At 45.1% G+C, this 21227-nt stretch carries 20 protein-coding genes; 11 read left to right on the top strand and 9 right to left on the bottom strand.

Annotation, left to right across the window (positions count from 1 at the left end; genetic code table 11):
* The coding region (locus HZB61_15950) for a tyrosine-type recombinase/integrase (GenBank protein MBI5058104.1) at positions 1-149 on the top strand (149 nt) is incomplete at its 5' end.
* A 42-nt stretch (positions 150-191) separates the two neighbouring features.
* On the opposite strand, the gene HZB61_15945 is transcribed toward HZB61_15950, so the two are convergent.
* From HZB61_15945 to lptC, 7 genes are all read right to left on the bottom strand, one after another.
* Positions 192-1691: a methyltransferase gene (locus HZB61_15945; GenBank protein ID MBI5058103.1), complete on the bottom strand. Its 1500-nt coding sequence runs from the start codon at positions 1689-1691 to the stop codon at positions 192-194.
* Entirely contained in the window at positions 1688-2557 is an 870-nt protein-coding gene (gene rapZ / locus HZB61_15940) for an RNase adapter RapZ (protein ID MBI5058102.1), read from the bottom strand. The genes HZB61_15945 and rapZ overlap by 4 nt, the downstream gene beginning before the upstream one ends.
* On the bottom strand, positions 2554-3069 hold the full coding sequence (gene raiA, locus HZB61_15935) for a ribosome-associated translation inhibitor RaiA (GenBank protein MBI5058101.1): 516 nt from the start codon (positions 3067-3069) through the stop codon (positions 2554-2556). Before raiA ends, rapZ begins: the two co-directional genes overlap by 4 nt.
* Before the next feature lie 141 nt (positions 3070-3210).
* Positions 3211-4662 carry an RNA polymerase factor sigma-54 gene (rpoN, locus tag HZB61_15930; GenBank protein MBI5058100.1) on the bottom strand — a complete coding sequence of 484 codons (1452 nt, stop codon included), beginning with the start codon at positions 4660-4662 and terminating at the stop codon, positions 3211-3213.
* Positions 4662-5384, bottom strand: coding sequence for an LPS export ABC transporter ATP-binding protein (lptB, locus tag HZB61_15925; GenBank protein ID MBI5058099.1), 723 nt, complete (start codon positions 5382-5384; stop codon positions 4662-4664). The genes rpoN and lptB overlap by 1 nt, the downstream gene beginning before the upstream one ends.
* Positions 5384-5785: a hypothetical protein gene (locus tag HZB61_15920; protein MBI5058098.1), complete on the bottom strand. Its 402-nt coding sequence runs from the start codon at positions 5783-5785 to the stop codon at positions 5384-5386. The genes lptB and HZB61_15920 overlap by 1 nt, the downstream gene beginning before the upstream one ends.
* 52 nt (positions 5786-5837) lie before the next feature.
* Complete coding sequence (gene lptC / locus HZB61_15915; protein ID MBI5058097.1) at positions 5838-6359, bottom strand: LPS export ABC transporter periplasmic protein LptC; 522 nt, start codon at positions 6357-6359, stop codon at positions 5838-5840.
* A 204-nt stretch (positions 6360-6563) separates the two neighbouring features.
* Here lptC and HZB61_15910 point away from each other — a divergent pair, with 204 nt between their 5' ends.
* A complete protein-coding gene (locus tag HZB61_15910) occupies positions 6564-8030 on the top strand; it encodes a sigma-54-dependent Fis family transcriptional regulator (protein MBI5058096.1) in 1467 nt (488 codons plus the stop codon).
* Between the two features lie 47 nt (positions 8031-8077).
* Positions 8078-9307 carry an N-acetylmuramoyl-L-alanine amidase gene (locus tag HZB61_15905; protein MBI5058095.1) on the top strand — a complete coding sequence of 410 codons (1230 nt, stop codon included), beginning with the start codon at positions 8078-8080 and terminating at the stop codon, positions 9305-9307.
* Between the two features lie 6 nt (positions 9308-9313).
* Here the strand turns inward: HZB61_15905 and HZB61_15900 are convergent, their stop codons facing one another.
* Together HZB61_15900 and HZB61_15895 are read right to left on the bottom strand one after the other, a co-directional pair.
* The gene (locus HZB61_15900; GenBank protein MBI5058094.1) at positions 9314-10012 is read right to left on the bottom strand and encodes a hypothetical protein; all 699 of its coding nucleotides are present in this window, start codon (positions 10010-10012) and stop codon (positions 9314-9316) included.
* A 55-nt stretch (positions 10013-10067) separates the two neighbouring features.
* Positions 10068-11678 carry a hypothetical protein gene (locus HZB61_15895; GenBank protein ID MBI5058093.1) on the bottom strand — a complete coding sequence of 537 codons (1611 nt, stop codon included), beginning with the start codon at positions 11676-11678 and terminating at the stop codon, positions 10068-10070.
* A 408-nt stretch (positions 11679-12086) separates the two neighbouring features.
* Between HZB61_15895 and HZB61_15890 the strand changes: the two genes are divergently transcribed.
* The 8 genes from HZB61_15890 (at position 12087) to HZB61_15855 (ending at position 21076) form a co-directional block, all read left to right on the top strand.
* Positions 12087-13664, top strand: a complete 1578-nt coding sequence (locus HZB61_15890) for a D-aminoacylase (protein ID MBI5058092.1) — start codon at positions 12087-12089, stop codon at positions 13662-13664.
* Positions 13665-13877: 213 nt separating this feature from the next.
* Positions 13878-14912 (top strand): AI-2E family transporter, encoded by a 1035-nt coding sequence (locus HZB61_15885; GenBank protein ID MBI5058091.1) that lies wholly within the window; start codon positions 13878-13880, stop codon positions 14910-14912.
* A 356-nt stretch (positions 14913-15268) separates the two neighbouring features.
* On the top strand, positions 15269-17173 hold the full coding sequence (locus HZB61_15880) for a hypothetical protein (GenBank protein ID MBI5058090.1): 1905 nt from the start codon (positions 15269-15271) through the stop codon (positions 17171-17173).
* Positions 17174-17205: 32 nt separating this feature from the next.
* Positions 17206-18468 carry a hypothetical protein gene (locus HZB61_15875; protein ID MBI5058089.1) on the top strand — a complete coding sequence of 421 codons (1263 nt, stop codon included), beginning with the start codon at positions 17206-17208 and terminating at the stop codon, positions 18466-18468.
* Positions 18469-18628: 160 nt separating this feature from the next.
* Positions 18629-18943 carry a hypothetical protein gene (locus HZB61_15870; protein MBI5058088.1) on the top strand — a complete coding sequence of 105 codons (315 nt, stop codon included), beginning with the start codon at positions 18629-18631 and terminating at the stop codon, positions 18941-18943.
* Positions 18943-19524 carry a hypothetical protein gene (locus HZB61_15865; protein ID MBI5058087.1) on the top strand — a complete coding sequence of 194 codons (582 nt, stop codon included), beginning with the start codon at positions 18943-18945 and terminating at the stop codon, positions 19522-19524. The genes HZB61_15870 and HZB61_15865 overlap by 1 nt, the downstream gene beginning before the upstream one ends.
* Positions 19524-19970 (top strand): DUF2846 domain-containing protein, encoded by a 447-nt coding sequence (locus HZB61_15860; GenBank protein MBI5058086.1) that lies wholly within the window; start codon positions 19524-19526, stop codon positions 19968-19970. The genes HZB61_15865 and HZB61_15860 overlap by 1 nt, the downstream gene beginning before the upstream one ends.
* A gap of 104 nt (positions 19971-20074) precedes the next feature.
* The gene (locus HZB61_15855) at positions 20075-21076 is read left to right on the top strand and encodes a hypothetical protein (protein ID MBI5058085.1); all 1002 of its coding nucleotides are present in this window, start codon (positions 20075-20077) and stop codon (positions 21074-21076) included.
* Positions 21077-21227: the final 151 nt, after the last annotated feature.

Here is a 21227-nt window from a genome sequence, read left to right as displayed (position 1 = left end):
CGCACCTTTTGATGACAGGGACCAATATCAGGGAATTGCAGGAACTGCTGGGTCATAAGCATGTCGAGACCACAATGATTTACACGCATGTGCTGAGGGAGATGTCGAACATTCCGAAAAGCCCGCTGGATAATCTTTACAGAAAATGACATACAATCCTGAAATAACCGGAATGTTTGTTTGGATTTTAATTACTGAGGCAGGAGGAAGCCGCGTTCGATGAGGCCCCTTACTATATTGCAGAAGGCGGGGGTGATGTTTGCCTTGTCCGTCCCGATGGACCTTGCCATTTCATTCAGAAGGTCTTTCAGCGCCCTGCGGCCGTTGCATTTGACGACCATGTTTGCGATGAACGGGTCGATGTCTCCAGAATACTCAAAGCCGCGCGCGAGGTGCAGGCGGATCGTTTCATCTATCCATCCTTCAGCGGATGGCGCGCTTTGCCGGATTATGCGGGCGTCAGGGGAAACACGCAGGCGCGTATTCAGCAGAATCGAGTCATCTTTTACTGTCTCCAGAAAATCGCGAAGCTCAAAGCCCCGCATGACATATTCTCCGCAAGGCCCTAACATTTTTTCAGGCGCATCGTCAGCGCGGTACCAGTTCGCATGGTTACTTGAAAGGCGCATTGTGATCAGGCCTGCGCCTACTGAACTCACGCCCAACTGTTCATAGTATGCCATCCATTTTTCAAAGCGTTCGGCAAAGTGTTCCGTGTCATCTTTCTCCGTGTGGCGAATCCACGTGTTCGCGTAAGCCGCTGCATCGCGTGTCTCTGAGCGCATCACCCACACGTCACAGCCTGTGCCCTCGAACCAGCCCTTCATGTGTTCGTGCCATTCCTGCCCGTGCGGCTCTATCCAGTTACAGAGTATCTGGCAATATCCGCCCTCGTTGAGATACTGAGGGACCTCTCTTACGATCTTCCGGCAGAGCTGATCGGCTTCCAGTCCCCCGTCGCGGTAGATGTAGCGGGTCTCCGGTGAGATGACGAACGGCGGGTTTGTTATCACGAGATCGAACTTCTGCCCTTTGACCGGCGCAAAAAGGTCGCCTTCAAGACACTCAACGTTTGACAATCCATTGAGCCTCGCATTGAATGACGCGATCTGGACAGCGCGTGGATTCAGGTCTACCGCGATGACACGTTCACTGTGCTTTGCGGCCGTGAAGGCGTGAATTCCGCAGCCCGCCCCGAGGTCAAGGGTCTGCCGCGAATGTTTCCTGATAGTGAGATTTGACAGGGTCAGGGTGCTGCTTCCAATGCCCATGACATAATTCTGCCTGTGCCCGGTTTGCAGCATCCGTGTCTGATCGAATGCTATGAAAAGGTCATTGTGCGGCAGTAATTTAATAGCCGCCTCCGCCGATGTCCCGGTGGTCCGGATAAGCCCTGCCTCAGCCAATGCTTCAGGCTTCAGCGGCTGAAAAGCCTGCTTCACGCTTTCAACATCACACGGCACTTCGATCAGGAACAACCGGATGAGGGTGTCCAGTGGAGAGCCGCCTCCGGTCTTGCTCAATAATAAAGATACATCGCTTCCCCGTATAGACGGGAAATCCCTGACGCCGAGCTTTTCAAGGACGGTTGCATTGCAATAGCCTGCCTCTTCAAATACTCTGCGAAGGCGTTGAAAATTATTTGGGTCCTTAAAGGACGAGAAAGGCGCGGGGTGTCTGGATATTGTCATGTTGATTGAATGTCTCTGTGGGCCACGGAGACATTCAATTTCTTCTTCCGGAAATGTTTTTTGATCTCCTCGGCGATGACAGGTGAGCGGTGCCTGCCGCCTGTGCATCCGATGCCGATAGTGAGATAGCTTTTCCCTTCCTGCTTGTAAAGGGGGATAACGTGTTCGAGGAAGGCATTCAGCCTGTCAAGAAAATCCTTAGTGGCTTCCTGCGAGAGCACAAATTGTTTTACCTTAGGCGAAGTGCCGGGCAATGGTTTCAGTTCCGGCACAAAATAAGGGTTCGGCAGGAACCTGACATCAAACAGGAGGTCGGCCTCAAGCGGGATGCCGTATTTGTACCCGAATGAGACAAGGCCGACGCTCATCCCGGACGGCTCCCTTGTGAGAAAGGACTTCGTTATCAGCTTGCGCAGTTGATGAGGGCTGAGATTGGAGGTATCAATGACTTTATCGGCGGCATCGCGTATCGGCTGCAGAAGCTGGGCCTCCTTGCGGAGGGAGTTTTTCAGATTTTTATAACCGAGGGGATGGGGCCTCCTGGTCTCTTTAAACCTCCTGATGAGGACATCTTCCGATGCCTCAAGAAATATGATCTCCAGCTTCTGTGTCTTTCTCAGGACCGCGAGCGTGTCTGAGAAATCTGTCAGGAACTTCCGCTCCCTGATATCGACCCCTATTGCGATCTTTGATATCGAGGGGGTCTTCTTACACAAAGAGATAAAGGACTCAATAAGCGTGGTGGGAAGGTTGTCCACACAGAAAAATCCGCCGTCCTCAAAGGCGCGCAGGGCTATGCTTATCCCGGAACCCGCAAGCCCGGTAAGGAAGACGGTGTATACCTGATGGTCTTTTTCAGCTTTCACTTTACCGGTTCGATGAGTCCGAAGTTCCCGTCTTTTCTCTTGTATAAAACGTTAATGTCTCCTGATGAGGCATTTGTGAAGACGAAAAAGACCTTGTCCAGAAGGTCCATCTGCATGGCGGCCTCTTCTATAGCCATGGGCTTTATGTCAAAGGCCTTCTTTTTTATAATGAGCGGCGTGGTCTTTTCAGCTTTCGGAAGTGGCTCCGATTTGGTCTTGCCTTTCCTGTGGGAGGCGATCTTCTCCTTGTATTTCTTTATCTGGCGTTCGAGCTTGTCCACTACCTCGTCGATCGATGAATACATCTCGGCGGTAATGCTCTCCGCCTGTATCATCAGGCCGTTGACCTTCAGGAGCACCTCCGCCCTGTGCCTGTATTTCTCAACGCTCAGGGTGACGATCGCTTCCGTAATATTGCTTATATATTTTTCAAACTTGCCTATCTTCTCCTCTGTGTAGTCTTTGATGGTCGGTGTGAGCTCCATGTGCTTGCAATTGATAATAATATTCATATGCTCCTCCTTATTGGGTAGTATTGTAAAAATTAAGCCACAGAGAACACAGAGAAAATATTTAACAAAATGTAAATAGTATAAAGTATTTCTCTGTGACCTCTGTGGTTCATATTATATGAGCTAACAACAATAACAATCTCAAAACCATTTTTTGCGCTTAATATGTGAAGGGATCTTTAGTTCCTCCCTGTATTTAGCAGTGGTCCTGCGGGCCACGTTTATTCCTTTGTCTTTAAGTATATCAACAATCTGTTTATCGTTGAGCGGTTTCATGGAGTCTTCTTCGGAGACGATCTTTTTTATCATGTCCTTGACGGTTGACGAGGAGATGTCCCCGGTGTCCGAGTGGACCGCGTTGCTGAAGAAAAACCTGAAGCTCAGAAGCCCCTGCGGGCATTGAATATACTTGTTTGATGTTACCCTGCTTATCGTGCTTTCGTGCATCCCTAAATCTTCGGCAATATCTTTCAGGTTGAGAGGCTTAAGATATTTAAAACCCTTTGCGAAGAAATCTTCCTGGAATTTCAATATACTTTCAGTTACCCTGTAAATTGTCTTGTTCCTCTGGTCCAGGCTCTTCAATAACCAGACCGCGGAGCGCAGTTTCTCTTCGAGGAATTGCTTTTCCTCCGGCCCTAATGTTTTTTTATTTGCAAGGAGTTTTTTGTAGTAATTTGACAGCCTGAGCTTCGGGATGCCCTCATCGTTCAGGGTTATAAGCAGTTTCCCGTCGGATTCTTCTATGTACACATCAGGGATGATATGAACAGGTTCATCGCTTGAATAATTCCTGCCCGGCCTCGGCTCAAGCCCCTCTATGATTTTGACTGCCGCGAGTACGTCATCAATCGTCACACTGAATTTCGCAGCAAGCTGTTTGTATTTCTTCCCTTCAAGTTCATTGAAGCCGTCGCGGAGAATATTTTCTACAAGGGTCCCCTTAAGCTGCAACAGTTCCAGTTGCAAAAGCAGGCACTCCCGAAGATCGCGCGCGCCCACGCCTGAGGGGTCAAGTTTCTGGACGAACGTGAGGGCTTTTTCAACGGTGTCCGCGTCTGCTTCCGCGGCCTCCGCGATCTCGTCGATGGAGGCCTGCAAGTAGCCGTCTTCGTCCAGGTTATTGATAATTATCTCGGCGACCTTGCCGGTCTTTTCCGGGACATAAGCAAGCCTCAGCTGCCAGAGGAGGTGTTCGTACAGGTCCGCTTTTTTCCTGTTGCGTTCAAGGGGAGATTGGACGTCTTCCGTGTTGTCGTTAAAATACCCGAGGTCCCTGCCGTCGGTCTCTCTTTCTTCAAAGTAGCTGTCGGAAGTAAACCCGAATATTTTCTCAAGCGGGGTTTCCACATCGTCTGACGGTTCACGAAATGTTTCCTCTTCCGAGGCCGTCCCGGATGTCTCGTTTTTTACTTCCGAATCTCTCTCGGCTTCGATTGTCTCTTCAAGAAGAGGATTGTTCATGAGCTCCTGATTTATGTCCTGCGTAAGTTCAAGCAGGGGGAGCTGCAGTAGCTTGATTGACTGCTGCAACTGCGGCGTGAGGATCAATTTCTGGGAAAGTCTTAGTTCGAGTCTCTGTTCCTGTGCCATTATAACCTGAACTCCTCTCCGAGGTAGCTTTTCTTTACAAGTTCATTTGAGATCAGTTCATCCGGCGATCCGTGCGCAAGGATGCGCCCGTCGCTTATTATATACGCCCTGTCTGTTATTGACAGTGTCTCGCGCACATTGTGGTCTGTGATTATAAGTCCGATCCCTTTTTCTGTAAGCTGCCTGAGGGTCTTTTTTAATTCATTTACCGCAAGAGGGTCTATCCCTGCGAAAGGTTCATCAAGAAGAATAAACACTGGGTCCACCGCTATGGCCCTCGCTATTTCCACTTTACGGCGTTCTCCGCCGGACAACTGGTAACCGAACCTCCCGGCAAAAGAGTTAAGGTTGAACTCATCAAGGATTTTTTTCAGCTTTTCCTTTTTGTTGTTGTCGTGGTTTTCCGTTATCTCTAAAACAGCTTTTATATTGTCCTCTACTTTTAATTTTCTGAAAATGGAGGCCTCTTGCGGAAGGTAGCCGATCCCCTTTCTGGCCCGCTTGTACATGGGCGAGTTGTTGAGATTTTCACCGTCAAGATGAATTGTGCCCGAGTCGGGAATTATCATGCCGAGGATCATATAGAACGTGGTGGTCTTTCCCGCCCCGTTTGGGCCGAGAAGCCCTACAACCTCTCCTGAATTAATAGTCAGACTGATGTCGGACACAACCGGTTTTTTGTTATAACTCTTCTTCAACCCCGATATGTCGAGAGAATGCATTATTTCAACCCCTGTTTGTTTTGCAGGATCACCTTGCTCCCTTCAACAACGGCGCGGTCGTCTTTCAGGAAAAATATTATTTCCGTTCCCGTGATAATGTTCTCACCTTCGACGGCTTTAGGATTGCCCTTGAAAATAATTTTTTTCTCCTCTTCAAGATAAACCGCCTCATCGGAAAATATCGCCCGTTCTTTTTTAATCACTCTTACATTCCCGGAGGCTTCTATCCTGTTGATCTTGCTTTCAGTATTATTATAAAAGACAGTCATCTTATCGGAATAAATTGTTATATCATTAGTCTTTGCCACTACAGAGCCTTCAAAAACCGCTGTATTGCTCTTGCTGTCAGCGGTAAGGGTTTGAGATGTTATCACAACAGGTTTTTTTTCAGCCTTTTCCATGAGAACAGCTGAGGCATCTGTAAGATACATTGTCAAGGTTGTTAATACGATATTAAAGATTAAAAACAGCTTTGACATTTTTTAAAATCCTTATATACTGTTGTTCTGTTTTTGCCGAGAGGCCTGTTCCCTCGATAGTAAAGTTTTTACCAATGAGCTTTACGTCATCTGCGGTGGTTATTAATCCATCCACGCTGTTCCATTTCAGCGAGTCGGTCGTAAATTTCGCGTCTTTCATGTTCAGCTCCACCGGCTTATTGAGTGTAACATTTCTCCCCTCGATTTCATAAATAGCGCTTGCGCTTTCAAGATAAATGCCGGAGGGCTCCTTAATTTTCAGGCCTAACGACTTAAGGAATACCTCTTTCCCCCCGATCGGGAAGACCGCTTCCGCGGCAGAAAGCTCCCACTTAACTTCATTGTTTTCCCTGTGTGCGAGATGAAGGTCATGCATAGTGGAGGTGTGGAAAGAAGGCTGTATTTTGATACGTTGATCTTTGTAATAGCTTGATACTATAAAAAAACCTGCGACCAGGAACACTGACAGGGCCCAGACAAATCTCTTTTTAGTCATGCAATAGTCTATCATACAGGGTGTACCTTGTAAAGATGACTGGCAAGGAAAATGCTAATTGAAATCCGAAAATCCATGTAACGATTTTATTTCAGAAAAAACGTAAAAAATGTTGACAATAATATTTTTATTATGTTAGCCTTAAACAGGCTTTTTTTATTTTAAAACAAACAGTTAAGGCATTAAGAGGGAGCTGGTGAGGTTATGGCAAGATTAGATGTAAGATGCAATGTTGATTTGCCGGTGTATGTTATAGCGGGAACTGATGCTAATAAGGGAGTTACAGAAAGAGAAAGTAAGTTTACCTCACTGAGTCTTGGCGGGGGGTTCATTAATTTTACCCCATCGGACAACAACAACAAAATTGTCGGCTTGAGGTACGAATTGCCAAGGCATGGTGAATTTGAAATCTTGGGTGAAATATTGCGTTCTGATAATAACGGCATGGCAACACGGTTTTTCAATTTAAACAGAGACGCCAAGTTAAAACTCTGGGATTACATAAAAGAAAATTTAACAGATGACCTCTCATGCCCCTATTGCGGGAAAAAGAACACCCAGAAAAAAAGAAGATGCGACAACTGCGGCTGGAGCCTGAATTTTTATTCCCAGGATTATATCGTAGAGCATGAAAAAGAATCATTCATTAAAAGGCTCGCCATGAAAAGCGATGCGTTTACCGTCGAAGACATATATAAGGTCCTTAGTTTTGTCGATGTGGAGGTTTTAAAGGTTGGAAAAAACCTTGATATCAACGAGGAATTTGTCGGGTCCAGCCAGAGCATACTGAATGTTTTTTCCATGATCAGAAAAGTGGCCCCCACCGATATCCCGGTGCTTATCACAGGAGAGAGCGGGACAGGGAAAGAACTCACTGCAATGGCTATCCATGAGAGGAGCCAGAGAAGGAGCAAGCCGTTTGTTGCAATAAATTGCGCGGCCATCCCGGAGAACCTTTTAGAGGCGGAGCTGTTCGGTCATGAAAAAGGTTCATTCACGGGGGCGGTCAAGCAAAAAGCCGGGAAATTCGAATACGCGGACGGAGGCACTATCTTCCTTGATGAGATCGGACAGCTCTCGATGAACCTGCAATCAAAACTCCTGAGATTTCTTGAAGACAGGATCGTGGAAAAGATCGGATCGAACGGCGGGGTGAGGATAGACGTCAGACTCATCGCGGCAACCAATAATGACCTTAAGTCGGCTATAGCCAAAGGGACTTTCAGGAAGGACCTTTTCTACAGGCTGGACGTATTTAATATAAATCTCCCTCCTGTCAGGGACAGGGGCGAAGACAAAGTCATACTTGCCAGATATTTTCTTAATAAATTTTCCAAGGAGATGAATTTATCCAAAACATTTTCGCTTGAGGCAATTGAGGCCATTAAAAGCTACAATTGGCCCGGAAATGTCAGGGAAATTATCAATAAGGTCAGAAGGGCGGTAGTGATGTCTACTGAACCTTCTGTAACAGTCAGTGATCTGGATCTGGAATCTCTCTCTATAAAGATGGATGAAGTCGCGTCACTGAAAGACGTAAGGAGCGCTATCGAGAAACAGAAAATTGTAGAAGCCATGAAGCACTGCAATAATAATATTTCAAAAGTAGCAAGGATCCTCGGTATCAGCAGGCCGTCAGTTTACAGTCTTAGGAGAAAATATAATATTTAATACTGAGTTGTATTGACATTGGAACATTTTTATTTTAAAAATATTACATGAAAAAGGCTTTAATAGCGCCTTTACTGTTTATTGTTTTTGTCAGTTATGCTTCCGCAGCAAGGCTTACCCCGGTCAATGGGGTCCGCACAAAATCCTATAAAAACCATACAAGGGTCATCGTTGAAACAGGCAAGGCAATAGAGTTTACTCAAAACCGCATTATCAATCCCGACCGCCTGTATTTCGATCTGAAAAATTGTATGCTCCAGGAAAAGTCCGCGCCTTCATTGCCGGTGGAAAACGGTATTTTAAAACAGATCCGGATCGCCCAGTTCGACAGGAGCACTGTAAGGATAGTGCTTGACGTACAAAAGCTGGAAAGCTTTTACGCGTTTGTGCTTGATAATCCGCACAGGCTTGTAATCGACGTGTACGACCAGAAACAAACCGCGCCTCCTGCTGAATCGGAAGAAGATATTTCCGGATCTGATATCCAGGCAGTCAAGACAATTGTAATTGATCCCGGTCACGGCGGCGACGATCCCGGGGCCATCGGGCCGACAGGACTGATGGAAAAAAACATTGTGCTTGACGTCGGGAAAAAACTCGGGGACATCCTTGCCTCTAAACAGGGGGTCGAAGTGATTTACACACGTGACAAAGACGTCTTTATCCCGCTTAACGAGAGGACCGAGATAGCGAATTCCAAAAAGGCCGACCTGTTTATTTCCGTTCACGCTAATGCGAGCCCGCGAAAAAACGCAAAGGGAATAGAAACGTATTTTCTCAACTGGACCAATGACGCGGAAGCCATGAGGGTGGCTGCGAGAGAGAACAAGATCACGTTCAGGAAGATGGAGAAGATGCAGGGCGACCTGCAGATGATCCTTCAGGACCTTGCCCGGAAAAACAAGAACGAAGAGTCAATGAAGCTCGCATCGAGCGTGCAAAACGCGATGGTCAATGCCCTGAAAGCAGATTACGGCAAAGTTGAGGACCACGGCGTGAAGTATGCCTTCTTCTACGTTCTTGTGGGGGCCGAGATGCCGTCAATCCTTGTTGAGATATCCTTTATCAGCAACCGGGAAGAAGAAAAGAGGCTCTCAAAAGACCACTACAAAGACAAGCTTGCAGAGGCAATTGCCCAAGGGATCAATTCCTACCTCACACAAACAACGCTTGTTGTATCCCCAGTTAAAAATCAGGAGAAAGATTCGCAAGATGTAAGTGGGTCCGCTTCCGAAGTGCATCTGCAAAGAAAATACGCAAAGGGGCAACATTTTTAAACGGCGTTAAGAAATCCGGCGCATGTTAAAATTTAAATCAATCTTTAAGCCATTGCCTTTAGCGCTTCCTTTTGGGGTTATGGCTATATAATCCCCTGGAATTATAAAAACCTTTTCCTTGTTGTCCCATATGACAGCATTGCTTTTAATGACCTTTTGGGTGGATGCGTCTTCGATAGAGACATCTTTCATCTTCGTTACCCTCTTCCTGAAATCGATGACTCCCTGACCAGCCCTTGCCGACATTGATATTTTTCCATTCTTGTACACCTCAATACTCATTTTATTTATCATTCCCCTGGTGATACGGCCAAACTCTTTTGATGATCCACCTGTATTGCTATGCGGCAAAATGCTCTCGCTGAGAGAAATAAGATCAACCTCAGGGGTCTGTTCCTTTTCGTAAACATACAATTCTATCCTGGCATTAGTTATAGTAACTTCATTAATGGATTTTACGTTAAAGACATAGAATCTTCGTGGGTTCACCTTAAATCCGTCCGCCTCAATCTTTGCCAGAAGTCTGCCGTTGTAGTCATGAATACTTTGAGACAGCCCCGTTATATTCAGAGGAGTGGAAAAGTCTTTATCTGTTATTGCAGTAGAAACAGTAGCTCTTTTTTGTAGCAGATTCAAGATAATAAAACCGGAAAAGAAAATTAGTGTGGATACAATGAGGGCTCTTACTATAAAAGGACGGTTCATATTATAATAAAAACAGGCGCCCGGAAAGAAACCGGACGCCCGTTTTTATTCCTTGTTACTCAAGAATATCAGGGGTGCCGTTTACATCCAAATCTTCATTAATATTTATGTCCGTTGTCGCATTAGGTAAAATTCCACCAAGCGTTAGAGCACCAAGGGGGAACATACCGGGAGTATTATCAGTATTATCTGCAAAGATTGGAAGATAACTTCTGAGATTCGGCCCTTCAAAAAATTTACTCATGTTAAGTGTAAATTCATCCCCGGGATTGCTGGGATTATTATCCAGCATCATGGTGGCTCCGCTTAGAGACGCCTTCATGTCCGCAACATCAGCCAATGCCTGATTTATTTCATCAAGTGTCCAGTCCCCAAGTGTGATCAGGTCATCTGCCTGATTGTCTGTTTCTGCCTTCACAGAATTAATGGCGTCTCTCAGGTCATCCAGAGCTCCGGTCAACTCTGTCTTGGCTGCGCTGAGCCTGTTGACGTCCGGGAGGGTCAGAAAGGCGGGATGATTGTTAAGAAATTTCTGAATGGTGTTGTTTATATCATTCAACTCAAGATCGATGTCAGCTTCCTGATGATATGCTTTACTGATGTCCATGTTTGCAAGCTCGCCTTTTAGCCCCGCCCTGAGGAGTAAAACATCTCCATAGTCAAATTCGGAACTTTCGTTATCAAAGGCGCTTACCTTATTGAAAGCTGATGATACGCTGCCGAGATTGGCAATCGCTCCTTCAATCTCAGGTCTTATCAAGTTGTCTGAAAAGCTCTTGAGGTCGGTAGTTGATGGCGAATTATTTGGCAGTGATCCACGGGCAGGACAAACAACGGCCCTCACGTTTGCGCGCTTTGAATCGTCAGCATCACACCCGAATCTGTCCAGGATATCTCCGGCCCTGTTCATGTCGCCTGAATTGCCGTCAGAGGTAATGTCAAAGCCGAGCGCGATTATCCTTGTGGCTGCATAGAAGAACCTTGCAGTATCTGCGTCATTCGGAGACTCACTGCCGTCAAGCTTGGCAACCGCAGACTTGAAATAATTATTGGCCTTGCTCATCCATCCGCTATTTAATGCATTGAGTCCGCCGGTTATTAAATCATTTAAAGAAGAACCGCTCGGAGGTGTCGGATTAGTAATGCTGTCAGGAATATTTGTATTTTCCGCCTTGCCGCTTACGCCGGAAGTATCGGTCGGGTCATTTTCCGGGATGGCCTTTCCGTCTTGTCCTTCCACATGAACATCTACAAATCCGAGGTTGATATTGACCGTAGATGATAAAGAGAAAACATTTGTGTCAGGTGCGCCGTCATTATTACTGTCAAAGTACATAGGGAATGCACCGCCCCCGGTTATTAGATAAACGCGTACGCTTACTCCGGCAGGAATACCTGTGAGTGTGAATGAATATTTACCATTTGCATCAGGTGTCTTCCCCATGGTGTCATCGCTGGCAACTATGTCCCCGTTATCGTTTACAGCTATTACAGTTGTTCCGCTTACAGTTCCGCTGATAGTTCCTGTGGCAGTCTGACTCACAGGCCCTCCGCCATCGGAAGAACCGCCCCCGCCCCCTCCTCCACAAGCTCCGAGGCCTAAAATCAGGCTGCATGCAAATAAAATAAAAAATAGACCTTTGCTCAACTGCTTACTTCTTTTCATGATACCCCTCCTTAATAATAAAAAAAGTTAACAACAGGCAATCTGCCCTTAATTATGAGTTGTGACGTTATTTAGTAAATGAATTCGAGAAGTAATGCCAGCCCAGTTAGTGAAACGTAGCCTAACAAAAGAGATGTCTTGCTGTCAATCATTTTTTTGATATTTACCACTGAGGCACGGAGACACTGAGAAAATAAAAGCAATCCGTAAAAACTTGTGTCACCCCCACGGTGAACGATGCGTCTTGGTTCTTTCTCTTATTTTTCAACCCGGTGCCTCTGTGTCTCTGTGGTTAACTGCTTTTTATAGGTTAATCAATCATCCCGACGAGGCAGAATCTATTTCGACAAAATGTTAATATTTACCGGATAGGCATGTCCCCTGATTGAAGTTTGCTGAAGGCAACAAATGACCATTGATTATTTGATAAAAGACGGATTCGTTATTGACGGCGCAAGAGACAATAGTGCCCCTTTTAGATCGGACATTGCTATTGAAGGCGGCCGCATAAAGGAAATTGGCGAGCTTTCAAATATTTCAGCGGATAAAGTTATCAGCGCGAAAGGCCTTGTTGTCTGTCCGGGATTCATTGACGCGCACGCGCATTCCGAATTCACACTGCTTGCGGACGGAAGGGCTGAGGGGAAGATCAGCCAGGGGATTACGACTGAGATAAACGGCAACTGCGGGATGTCGGCGGCCCCCCTTTACGGCGCTGCGCGGGAACAGAGAGAAAAGGACCTTGACGAATTAAATATTAAAGACAGGTGGAGCGCCTTCCCCGAATACTTCGCGCTCTTAGAGAAAAGAAGGTTCGCCACTAATTTCATCACCCTTACAGGCCACGGCAATATCCGCGCGTCTGTTGCGGGATATACTGACAAACCTCTTTCGGAAACCCAGATGAAAGAGATGATCGCACTCCTCAGGGACGCAATGGCTGCCGGAGCAAAAGGCCTGTCCACGGGGCTCATATATCCTCCGGGGATCTATTCCGACGTCCTGGAAATAATCGACCTCGCGCGGGAGGCCGTGAGAAGCAACGGGATCTACGCGACCCATATGAGAAGCGAGGGAGACTTGCTTCTTGAGGCGGTTGACGAGGTGATAACAATAGCCCGCGAATCCGGGATACACCCCCACATATCTCACTTAAAAACAGGTGGCGAAAAGAACTGGTGGAAGCTGAAAGAGGTTTTTGAAAAAATTAATTACGCTCATGAAAATGATATCCCCTTAACATGCGACAGGTATCCTTATATTGCGGGAAGCACGGACCTCGACGCGGTCCTGCCGGCCTGGGCATTTGAGGGAGGACGCAAAAGGGAGATCGAAAGATTGAAGAATGAAAGACAAAGGCTTGCCGGAGACATTCTCAAAGAACATCCTGAGGCGTCCTGCTGGGACAATATAGTGATCTCGTCCCTGAACCTTGCGAAAAACAAATGGATGGAGGGCAGGAGCATCTCGGACATCAGCTCGTCTGCGGGCAAGCAGCCGCTTGAATTGGTCTTCGATGTCCTTGTTGAAGAGGAATTGCAGGTTGGGGCGATATTCTTTTCAATGAATGAAGAGAACCTGAAAGAGATATTAAAACAGCCGTACACCATGATAGGCACTGACAGCAGCTCAAGGAGTTTCGATGGAATCACCGCAAAAGGAAAGCCTCATCCACGTGGCTTCGGCAGTTGCCCGAGAGTACTCGGAAGGTACGCAAGAGAGTTAGGGCTCTTAACTTTGAGCGAGGCGGTTTATAAGATGACAGGATTGCCTGCGAAAACCTTTCGCATTGAAAACCGGGGCGTCATCGCCAAAGACCACTTTGCTGATATTGTCGTTTTCGATCCTGATAAAGTAAATGACACTGCGGAATTTAACGATCCATTTCAGAAGCCGGAGGGCATCCATCATGTGTTTGTAAACGGCGTGCCAGTTTATTCCGAAGGCAGGATCACCGGGAATTTGCCGGGCCGCATTTTGAGATAGTGTTGTAAAATGGACATTGCTGAATGTAAAATGCTGATTGAAATTGAAAAAGAAAGGTGAGCCTCTTGCAAAAGTATCGAGGAAATTGCTTTTGCCGTCATACCCGCGAAGGCGGGTATCCAGAAGTCTTTAATTTCAAAGAATACTGGATTCCCGATTACTACCTCGGGAATGACAACCCAAGACTTTTCCAAAAGGCTCAGGTATTAGAAAATGCAGGCTGAGCGCTTATCTACAGTAATTTATTTCGGGATCGTATTGCTCCTTTTCTATCTCTTCTACAAGATACTGAACCCCTTCATGATCACGATCGCGTGGGCCATGGTGCTGAGCATTACATTTTACCCGCTGTATAAATTGGTCCTCAAATACATAAAGCGTCAATGGGCCGCCTCACTGATCACTCTCATCGTCATTTTGATTACCATATTCGGGCCGTTCTCATATATTATCGGCGCCCTCACAGACGAGATCACAGGTGTCTACCGCTCGATCGAGGAGAAGGGGCTTGAGACCATTACAAATATTCAGTCATACCCCAGGCTTCAGGAAATACTCAACAAGATTTCTTCATACAAGGCACTCGGGGAATTTAATTTCCAGGAAAGCATCGTATCCACTTTGAAGACAGCCGGGGAATATTTTGTAAGGCACGTCTCAGATGTCTTTACGAACGTATTTGTCCTCCTGTTCAATTTTATCATCATGTGCCTGACGATCTATTATTTTCTCAAGGACGGTGAGACGCTTACCGAGTATCTGCAGAAACTGCTCCCCTTTTCTGAAGGACAAAAAAATAAATTGGTTGAACGCATCAAGGAGACAGTGGTGGCCGCGGTATACGGACAGCTTGCCGTGGGCATCGCGCAGGGGGGGCTCGGCGGGATCGCCTTCTGGGTGCTGGGATTGCCCTCGCCTGTATTCTGGGGGACCGTGATGGCTATTACCTCACTTGTGCCTCTCTTTGGAACGGCCCTGGTGTGGCTGCCCGGGGCTTTGATTTTGATCTCCTCCGGCAGCCTGGGAAAGGGGATAGGCCTCCTGCTTTTCGGGGCCCTGATAATCAGCAGCATAGACAGCGTCCTGAAACCCCTGATAATAGGAGGCAAGACAAAACTGCACACGCTCCTTGTATTCTTCAGCGTCCTTGGCGGGATAAAGTTCCTCGGCTTTTTAGGCTTCATCCTCGGCCCGCTCATCGCCGCATTGTGCCTCTCCCTGTTTGAGATCTATACCGAAGAGGCGTAGGTGAAAATTATAGAAACAGGCATGGCAGCATTTCACCGTGAGCAAAGACAATATCGGAGACCTCCAGGATTTTGTTGATCAGATAGATGTTTTTGCTGCAGGGCAGAGGGGATAGTCTCTTTTTTTTCTTGTCTTTTCATCTTCGCTTACAGTAAACTTATTCCACGCTCTTATTAATTTTCAAACCTGTCCGTAAAGAAGCGGGACTGAAACAGGCTTTTAGCAAAACCAAAAAACTCAGCAGTTAAAGATCAGTTTTTTCAATATTGTGCTAAACAGAAAGAGGCATAGCATGAAAATGCAGATTCTTTTCTATCTCCAATATTCCTTCTTCTGTTTAATATAACAGGGAAGCCATGAGAAAATATATAAAAATTACCGGAGTGCTATTACTATTTATTTCTCTTTCTTCTACCTTTATTGCATGTGGAAGTGGTGGGGGGGGCGGGAGCGATAGTGGAACTAATAGTAACAGCGGTGACGGTAATAATGATGGCGGAGGCGACAGTAATAGTGTACAAACCACTATAGAGGCATCAGCAACCATTGGCGCTTCAGGTGGAACAGTTGAAGTTACTGATCCTTCAAGCCCTTTGCATGGGGTAAAAGTGGAGATTCCTGCTGGCGCACTATCAACAGATACAAACATAAGTATCTGTATTCCAGAAGATGAGCCTAACATCCCATCTTATTTAAAAAAAGTAAGTGCTCCGGTATCCTTATCCCCTGAAGGAGTTCTTTTTACTATTCCCGTAACTATATCTTTCCCATATAATTCTCAAATTGTCACAGATATAAACATGTTAGGAGGCTATACATATGATACTGTAATGGCATCGTGGGATCCAGTAATGTTAAATGATATGGGGACAGGAGTAATAACGGTTATGACATGGCATTTCTCAACATTTGTTACAGCAGAATTTGTTGAAACTTTGCCTGATTCGCAGGAGGTAAAAAATTATCTTCCAAGCAACAACGGATTTTCGGTAAAAAATAGTAACCAGTGCCATGCTATGGTTGATTTTGCTTTGTGGTATAGGAAGAAAAATAATGGATCCCTTCATAACGATTATTCTGAGTGTGAAGCCAGGGCGATTGTTCAAGCGTCGCAAAATTACGGCAGAACAATTCCGCGTGATAAATTAAAAGATATGAAAAATGGGAAAAAATGGATTGCGAATCAATTGATGGAAGGTATAAGGAACAATCAACTACAGATTCTTGCAATGAATGATATAAATTTTAATCCTGCTTCAGGCCATGCTGTTTTAGTATATAAATATAAAAAGAACCCGGATGCTTCAATTACGTTTTATATTTATGATCCGAATTATCCGTATATTCTGGGGGATCAGATTTACACCAAAGAAAATGCAGATAATAGAAAAATTGAATATACAAAAGATGGCTACTTTGAAAATTATGTTTATAAAAATCTTACCGAATATAGATTGATATATCCAATACAGGAGATATATATAAATGATCATTTCTTCAAACGCATATCCACCCTCGAAATGATGCCTAAAGTCGAAATTGCCTCTCCTGCACCTTTCGGATTTATCACAGGAAACCGACTATATAATAAGATTGACCTCGCCTCTAATGGCAGCGCATCCGGAATATTTATTAATGATTGGGGACAACATACTTTTTCGAGCTTTGGCACACAATCTGTTGAATTGACACGTGCAACTACTCCGTTTATTTCATTAACCGTAATTCCAGGTTTCAAGCTGGATGATTCCATTTCTATTAAAGAGATATCTTCAATTGATATGTTCTTGGACGAAAACTCTCTTAATTTTAAAGGCATTGTTCCTGAGAACAGCAGCAGAGTCAGTGTGTCTTCCACACCCGACTACGATTTAAATCAAGGGAAGCATACGGTGAAATTGCAAGCTGTGGATATGGAAGGTATCACTGCTTGTCCAAACGAATGGGATTTTTACGTTGAGGGTGAGTGCCCTAATATTGCAGGAGACTGGAATACCACCGGAACTGGTACTGAGACTCAAACAATTGATGGGATGACTGAAACAAAAACTTCATCTTGGGATGTTTGGGCTGGGCTGGTAGTTACTTTTAATCAAAGTGCTTGCAATATAAGCTGGAAACTTCCCTGTTGTGATTCATACAGAACAGGAACAATAATTGGAAATAATTTACAGGCGAGCGGGGTATGGACTCTTGCTTTTCCAAATGCAACCTATACAGAAAATAATCAAACTTTTCAGGGAACACTTAGCTATAAATAGTTAATCTTTTTAAGCTATAGAGGGAGGCTGCCATGTGTAAATTTACACCTTGTCGAAAAATCATACTACTTATTTTACTCACCGCTGTTTTAATTGCCTGTGGATCGGGAGGCGGTGGAGGCGGAGGAAATGATGGAGGTGGTGGAGACTCAACCACGATATCTGGGGCTGCTCCTATCACTTACGATGCCACAGATATTACAGATACCTCTGCCAAATTAAACGGACTCTTTGTTAATCACAGCGGATATCAGACTACTGTATGGTTTGAATATGGGGTAACATCTTCATACGGTAATGTTACCGCCTCTGAGATATATGCAAATGGACAAAACGTGGAAATATTTCCTTTAGCAGATATCACAGGACTTATGAGTCAGACCACTTATCATTTCAGGTTTGTAACACAAAACACCGGGGGTACATTTTATGGCAGTGATAAAACTTTCTCTACACTCATTACCCCTACAATCCTTGCATCAGGGCTGGGTGATCCTCGGGGCTTAGCTGTTGACTCGACAAGCGTATATTGGACGGAATATAACAATGGCACAGTCCAGAAAGTAGGGATAAACGGAGGGGCGATAACAACCCTTGCATCGGGACTGACTTCTCCTACGAACTTAGCTGTTGACTCAACAAGCGTATATTGGACGGAATATAACAATGGCACAGTCCAGAAAGTAGGGATAAACGGAGGGGCGATAACAACCCTTGCATCGGGACTGACCTCTCCTTGGGACTTAGCTGTTGATTCAACAAGCGTATATTGGGTGGAATTTAACGGTGGCACAGTCAAAAAAGTAGGGATAAACGGAGGGGCGATAACAACCCTTGCATCGGGACTGACTTCTCCTACGAACTTAGCTGTTGATTCAACAAGCGTATATTGGGTGGAATTTAACGGTGGCACAGTCAAAAAAGCAGGGATAAACGGAGGGGCAATAACAACCCTTGCATCGGGACTGACTTCTCCTACGGACTTAGGTGTTGATTCAACAAGCGTATATTGGACTGACATTAACGGTGGCACTGTCAAAAAAGTAGGGATAAACGGAGGGACTGTGACAACTCTTGCATCGGGGCTAAATGGCCCTACTGACATAGTAGTTGACTCGACAAGCGCATATTGGACGGAATTTAATGAAGTCAAAAAAGTAGGAATAAACGGAGGGACTGTGACAACTCTTGCATCAGGACATTGCGATTTTATAAGAGTTGATTCAGCCAATACATACTTTACAGACTTTCCTTCTGCAGGAAATGGAACTGTAAAGAAGATACCGAAAAATTAAAACACAGCCCACACGCTGCACATGAACGAGTGCCACAGGACGCTTTTTCGGCATACGGTTGGTTTGGTAAAGCGAAACAGTTTTTTACACTTTGATGTGTTTCAGTGGTTCGATTTCCAACTTCCGAGTTAGGTGCCATTAAGGCTAAAAGGACATAAAGATGAGAAGATTACTGGCAATATTTATTTTGTTGGCTATAAGCATATTGTTTGTCTCAGGTTGCAGTAAACACAATGATAAGAAAGATTATGAGGAAATTGTTGCCACGATGTCCATGGAAAGAGCAAAACGTTTTTTTGATAATTATCCGGAAAGCCAATATAGAGATAAGCTTGTAAATGAAATTATAGGATGGTGTAAGCACGATGAAACCGAAGCGTGTTACAAGATGATCATTGATGTCTTGCCGAAAAACCATTCACGATATAAAGAAGTAGTTGATTATTATGAAACTCATTTTGGGAAGAAGAAATAATGAAACTCATAGCAAAAGGAGGATGCATAATGGGAAGAAAAATACCATATGTTGTTTTAAGTGTGTGTTTTTGTTTTTTAATTGGCTGTATGACAAGAATGGTTGTTACTCCAGAAGTCAACTCGATAGAAAACGTGGATTTTAAGTTAAAGGGTAACGTTATATATGACGGCAACGCTGAGTATCTTCCCGGAACAATAACGAATGATCCTGTACCGGAGGCTGTTCTTACTTTCCAATATACATACAACGTAGTTTATGGAAGAGATAATATGCCCCAGTTGCTTCCTCTTTGGAGTCCTCTTACAGGTTTGGGATTTCCTATAGGTGAAGACACATTGGTTGTCATCGGAAAGCTGGACGTATTAAAAGGAAGGGAGGTGATAAAATCTTATTCGTCGACGTGTGGTTTTGAAAAAACGCGCAGTCTGTTTTTTGAAGGCAAGTCTTTCAGTGAACTTAGAAAGAATGGATTAATAGCTGTAAGAGATAATATCGAAGTGCAGATGTATCAGGATAGAAATAGTTTGTCCCAACTGATTAATCCGAGTATTTCACAAACAACGAAAGGAGAGCTTTAATGACAAAAATTATTACAAAACTACTGACGATTTCTCTATTACTGGCAGGCATGTTAGTGTTATCAAATTGCGCCAGTCTCGGCCCAGTTTACCAGAAGGTCGAGATGGTCCCGGATAACGTTGGATTGGTTTATATATATCGACCGAGCGGCTTTGTGGGCGGGGGCGTTTCATATGATATAAAAGTTGGTGAAACCCCCATTACTACATTATATAGCGGCGGCTACTATCCATATTTCTCAAATCCTGGTGAGGTAGAGTTTTGGGCCCAAACGGAGTCAAAAAGCTCTGTAACCCTTGATATAAAAGCAGGACAGACTTACTACATAAAAGGCACGGTTGGTGTTGGTATTTTTGTTGGAAGACCTCATCTGATGGTGATGTCACCAGAAACAGCAGAGAAGGAAATCGTAGAGTGTAAGTTAATACCGGAGGAGAAGAAATAGGAAACGCATAAACATCTCATCCATAATCCACCACAGAAGATCGCCTTGCGATCATAAATCTTTAACGTTATCTGCTCACAGCGGGCGGGGAAAGGGGACGTATCATGAAGAACAATATCAAAATTATGGAGGTATTATTCGCTGCATTACTGTCCGTACTCATAATTGCATGTGGAGGCGGTGGCGGCGGCGGAGATAATGGTGGAGGAGGCGGTAGCGGCGGCGGAATTTCGTATTCCGGGTCTACAAGTCAGGCCGCTATAGATAATAGTAATGCTGGAGAAATATCCACCAGCGCATATCAGAACGGCAGCACAGGCAGTGCATTATCATTGGGATCACTTCAGTCTGATGATAGACAAATTGGCAGCTCGCGTTCGTTAAGACTGACACAAACGTTAGAGAAGGCACTCCTTAAGGTTGACGTGATATCCTCATCAGATGATGCTGTTTCAGGCGCTTCTGCCACTGATGCCGGAACAATACAAGGTGACTGTGCAAGTCCGGGGAACGCGTCATATACCATAACTTATGATGATGTTACCGGAAATTTCTCCGGCAGTATGAACTTTAGCAGTTATTGTTCTGAAGGTGTAACGATTTCCGGCAGTGCAAATTTCTCCGGCAAGGTTGACGTTAACACTGAAGACTTCCTGCAACTGAGCATTTCCTTTGACACCCTCAGCGCAGCATCGGGCAGCGATTCCTTTACAGCGGATGGTGACATTGCTTTCGACTTTGATGCTTCGCCTATGACTGCAACTATTAATGTATTGCTGAAGGACAACAGCACAGCGGATGTTTTTAAAATTGAGAACTTTAGCATGACCATGTCTGATGGGAGCAATTATGTAGATGTGAGTGTTGTCAGCGGGCGCTTTTATCATCCTGATTATGGTTATGTCGATGCCTACACCTCAACTGCGTTACGAATCTATTCCGGTGACGACTGGCCGTCTCAGGGAGTTCTGGTGTGCGCAGGAAATACCGGCACCAAATCCAGACTGACCGCGCTTTCCTCCACTCAGTACACGGTGGAAGCAGACACTAACGGTGACGGAACTTTTGATTACAATTCAGGGCCGCTGAATTGGGCCGACCTTTAAAAGCAGATTACAATCGTTAAACTGAACGAGTGCCACTGGACATTGATATGCAATTCCATTAAGTGTTTAAGTTGTCATTCCCGCAAGCGGAGCGCGTCGGGAATCCTTCTGAAAACAAAGAAAGATTCCGGACAAGCCGGAATGACAAAGG

Source organism: Nitrospirota bacterium, assembly GCA_016214845.1.
Lineage (GTDB): Bacteria > Nitrospirota > Thermodesulfovibrionia > UBA6902 > UBA6902 > SURF-23.
The sequence above is the reverse complement of the archived record's forward strand: the minus strand, read 5'-3'. Positions and strand labels throughout refer to the sequence as shown.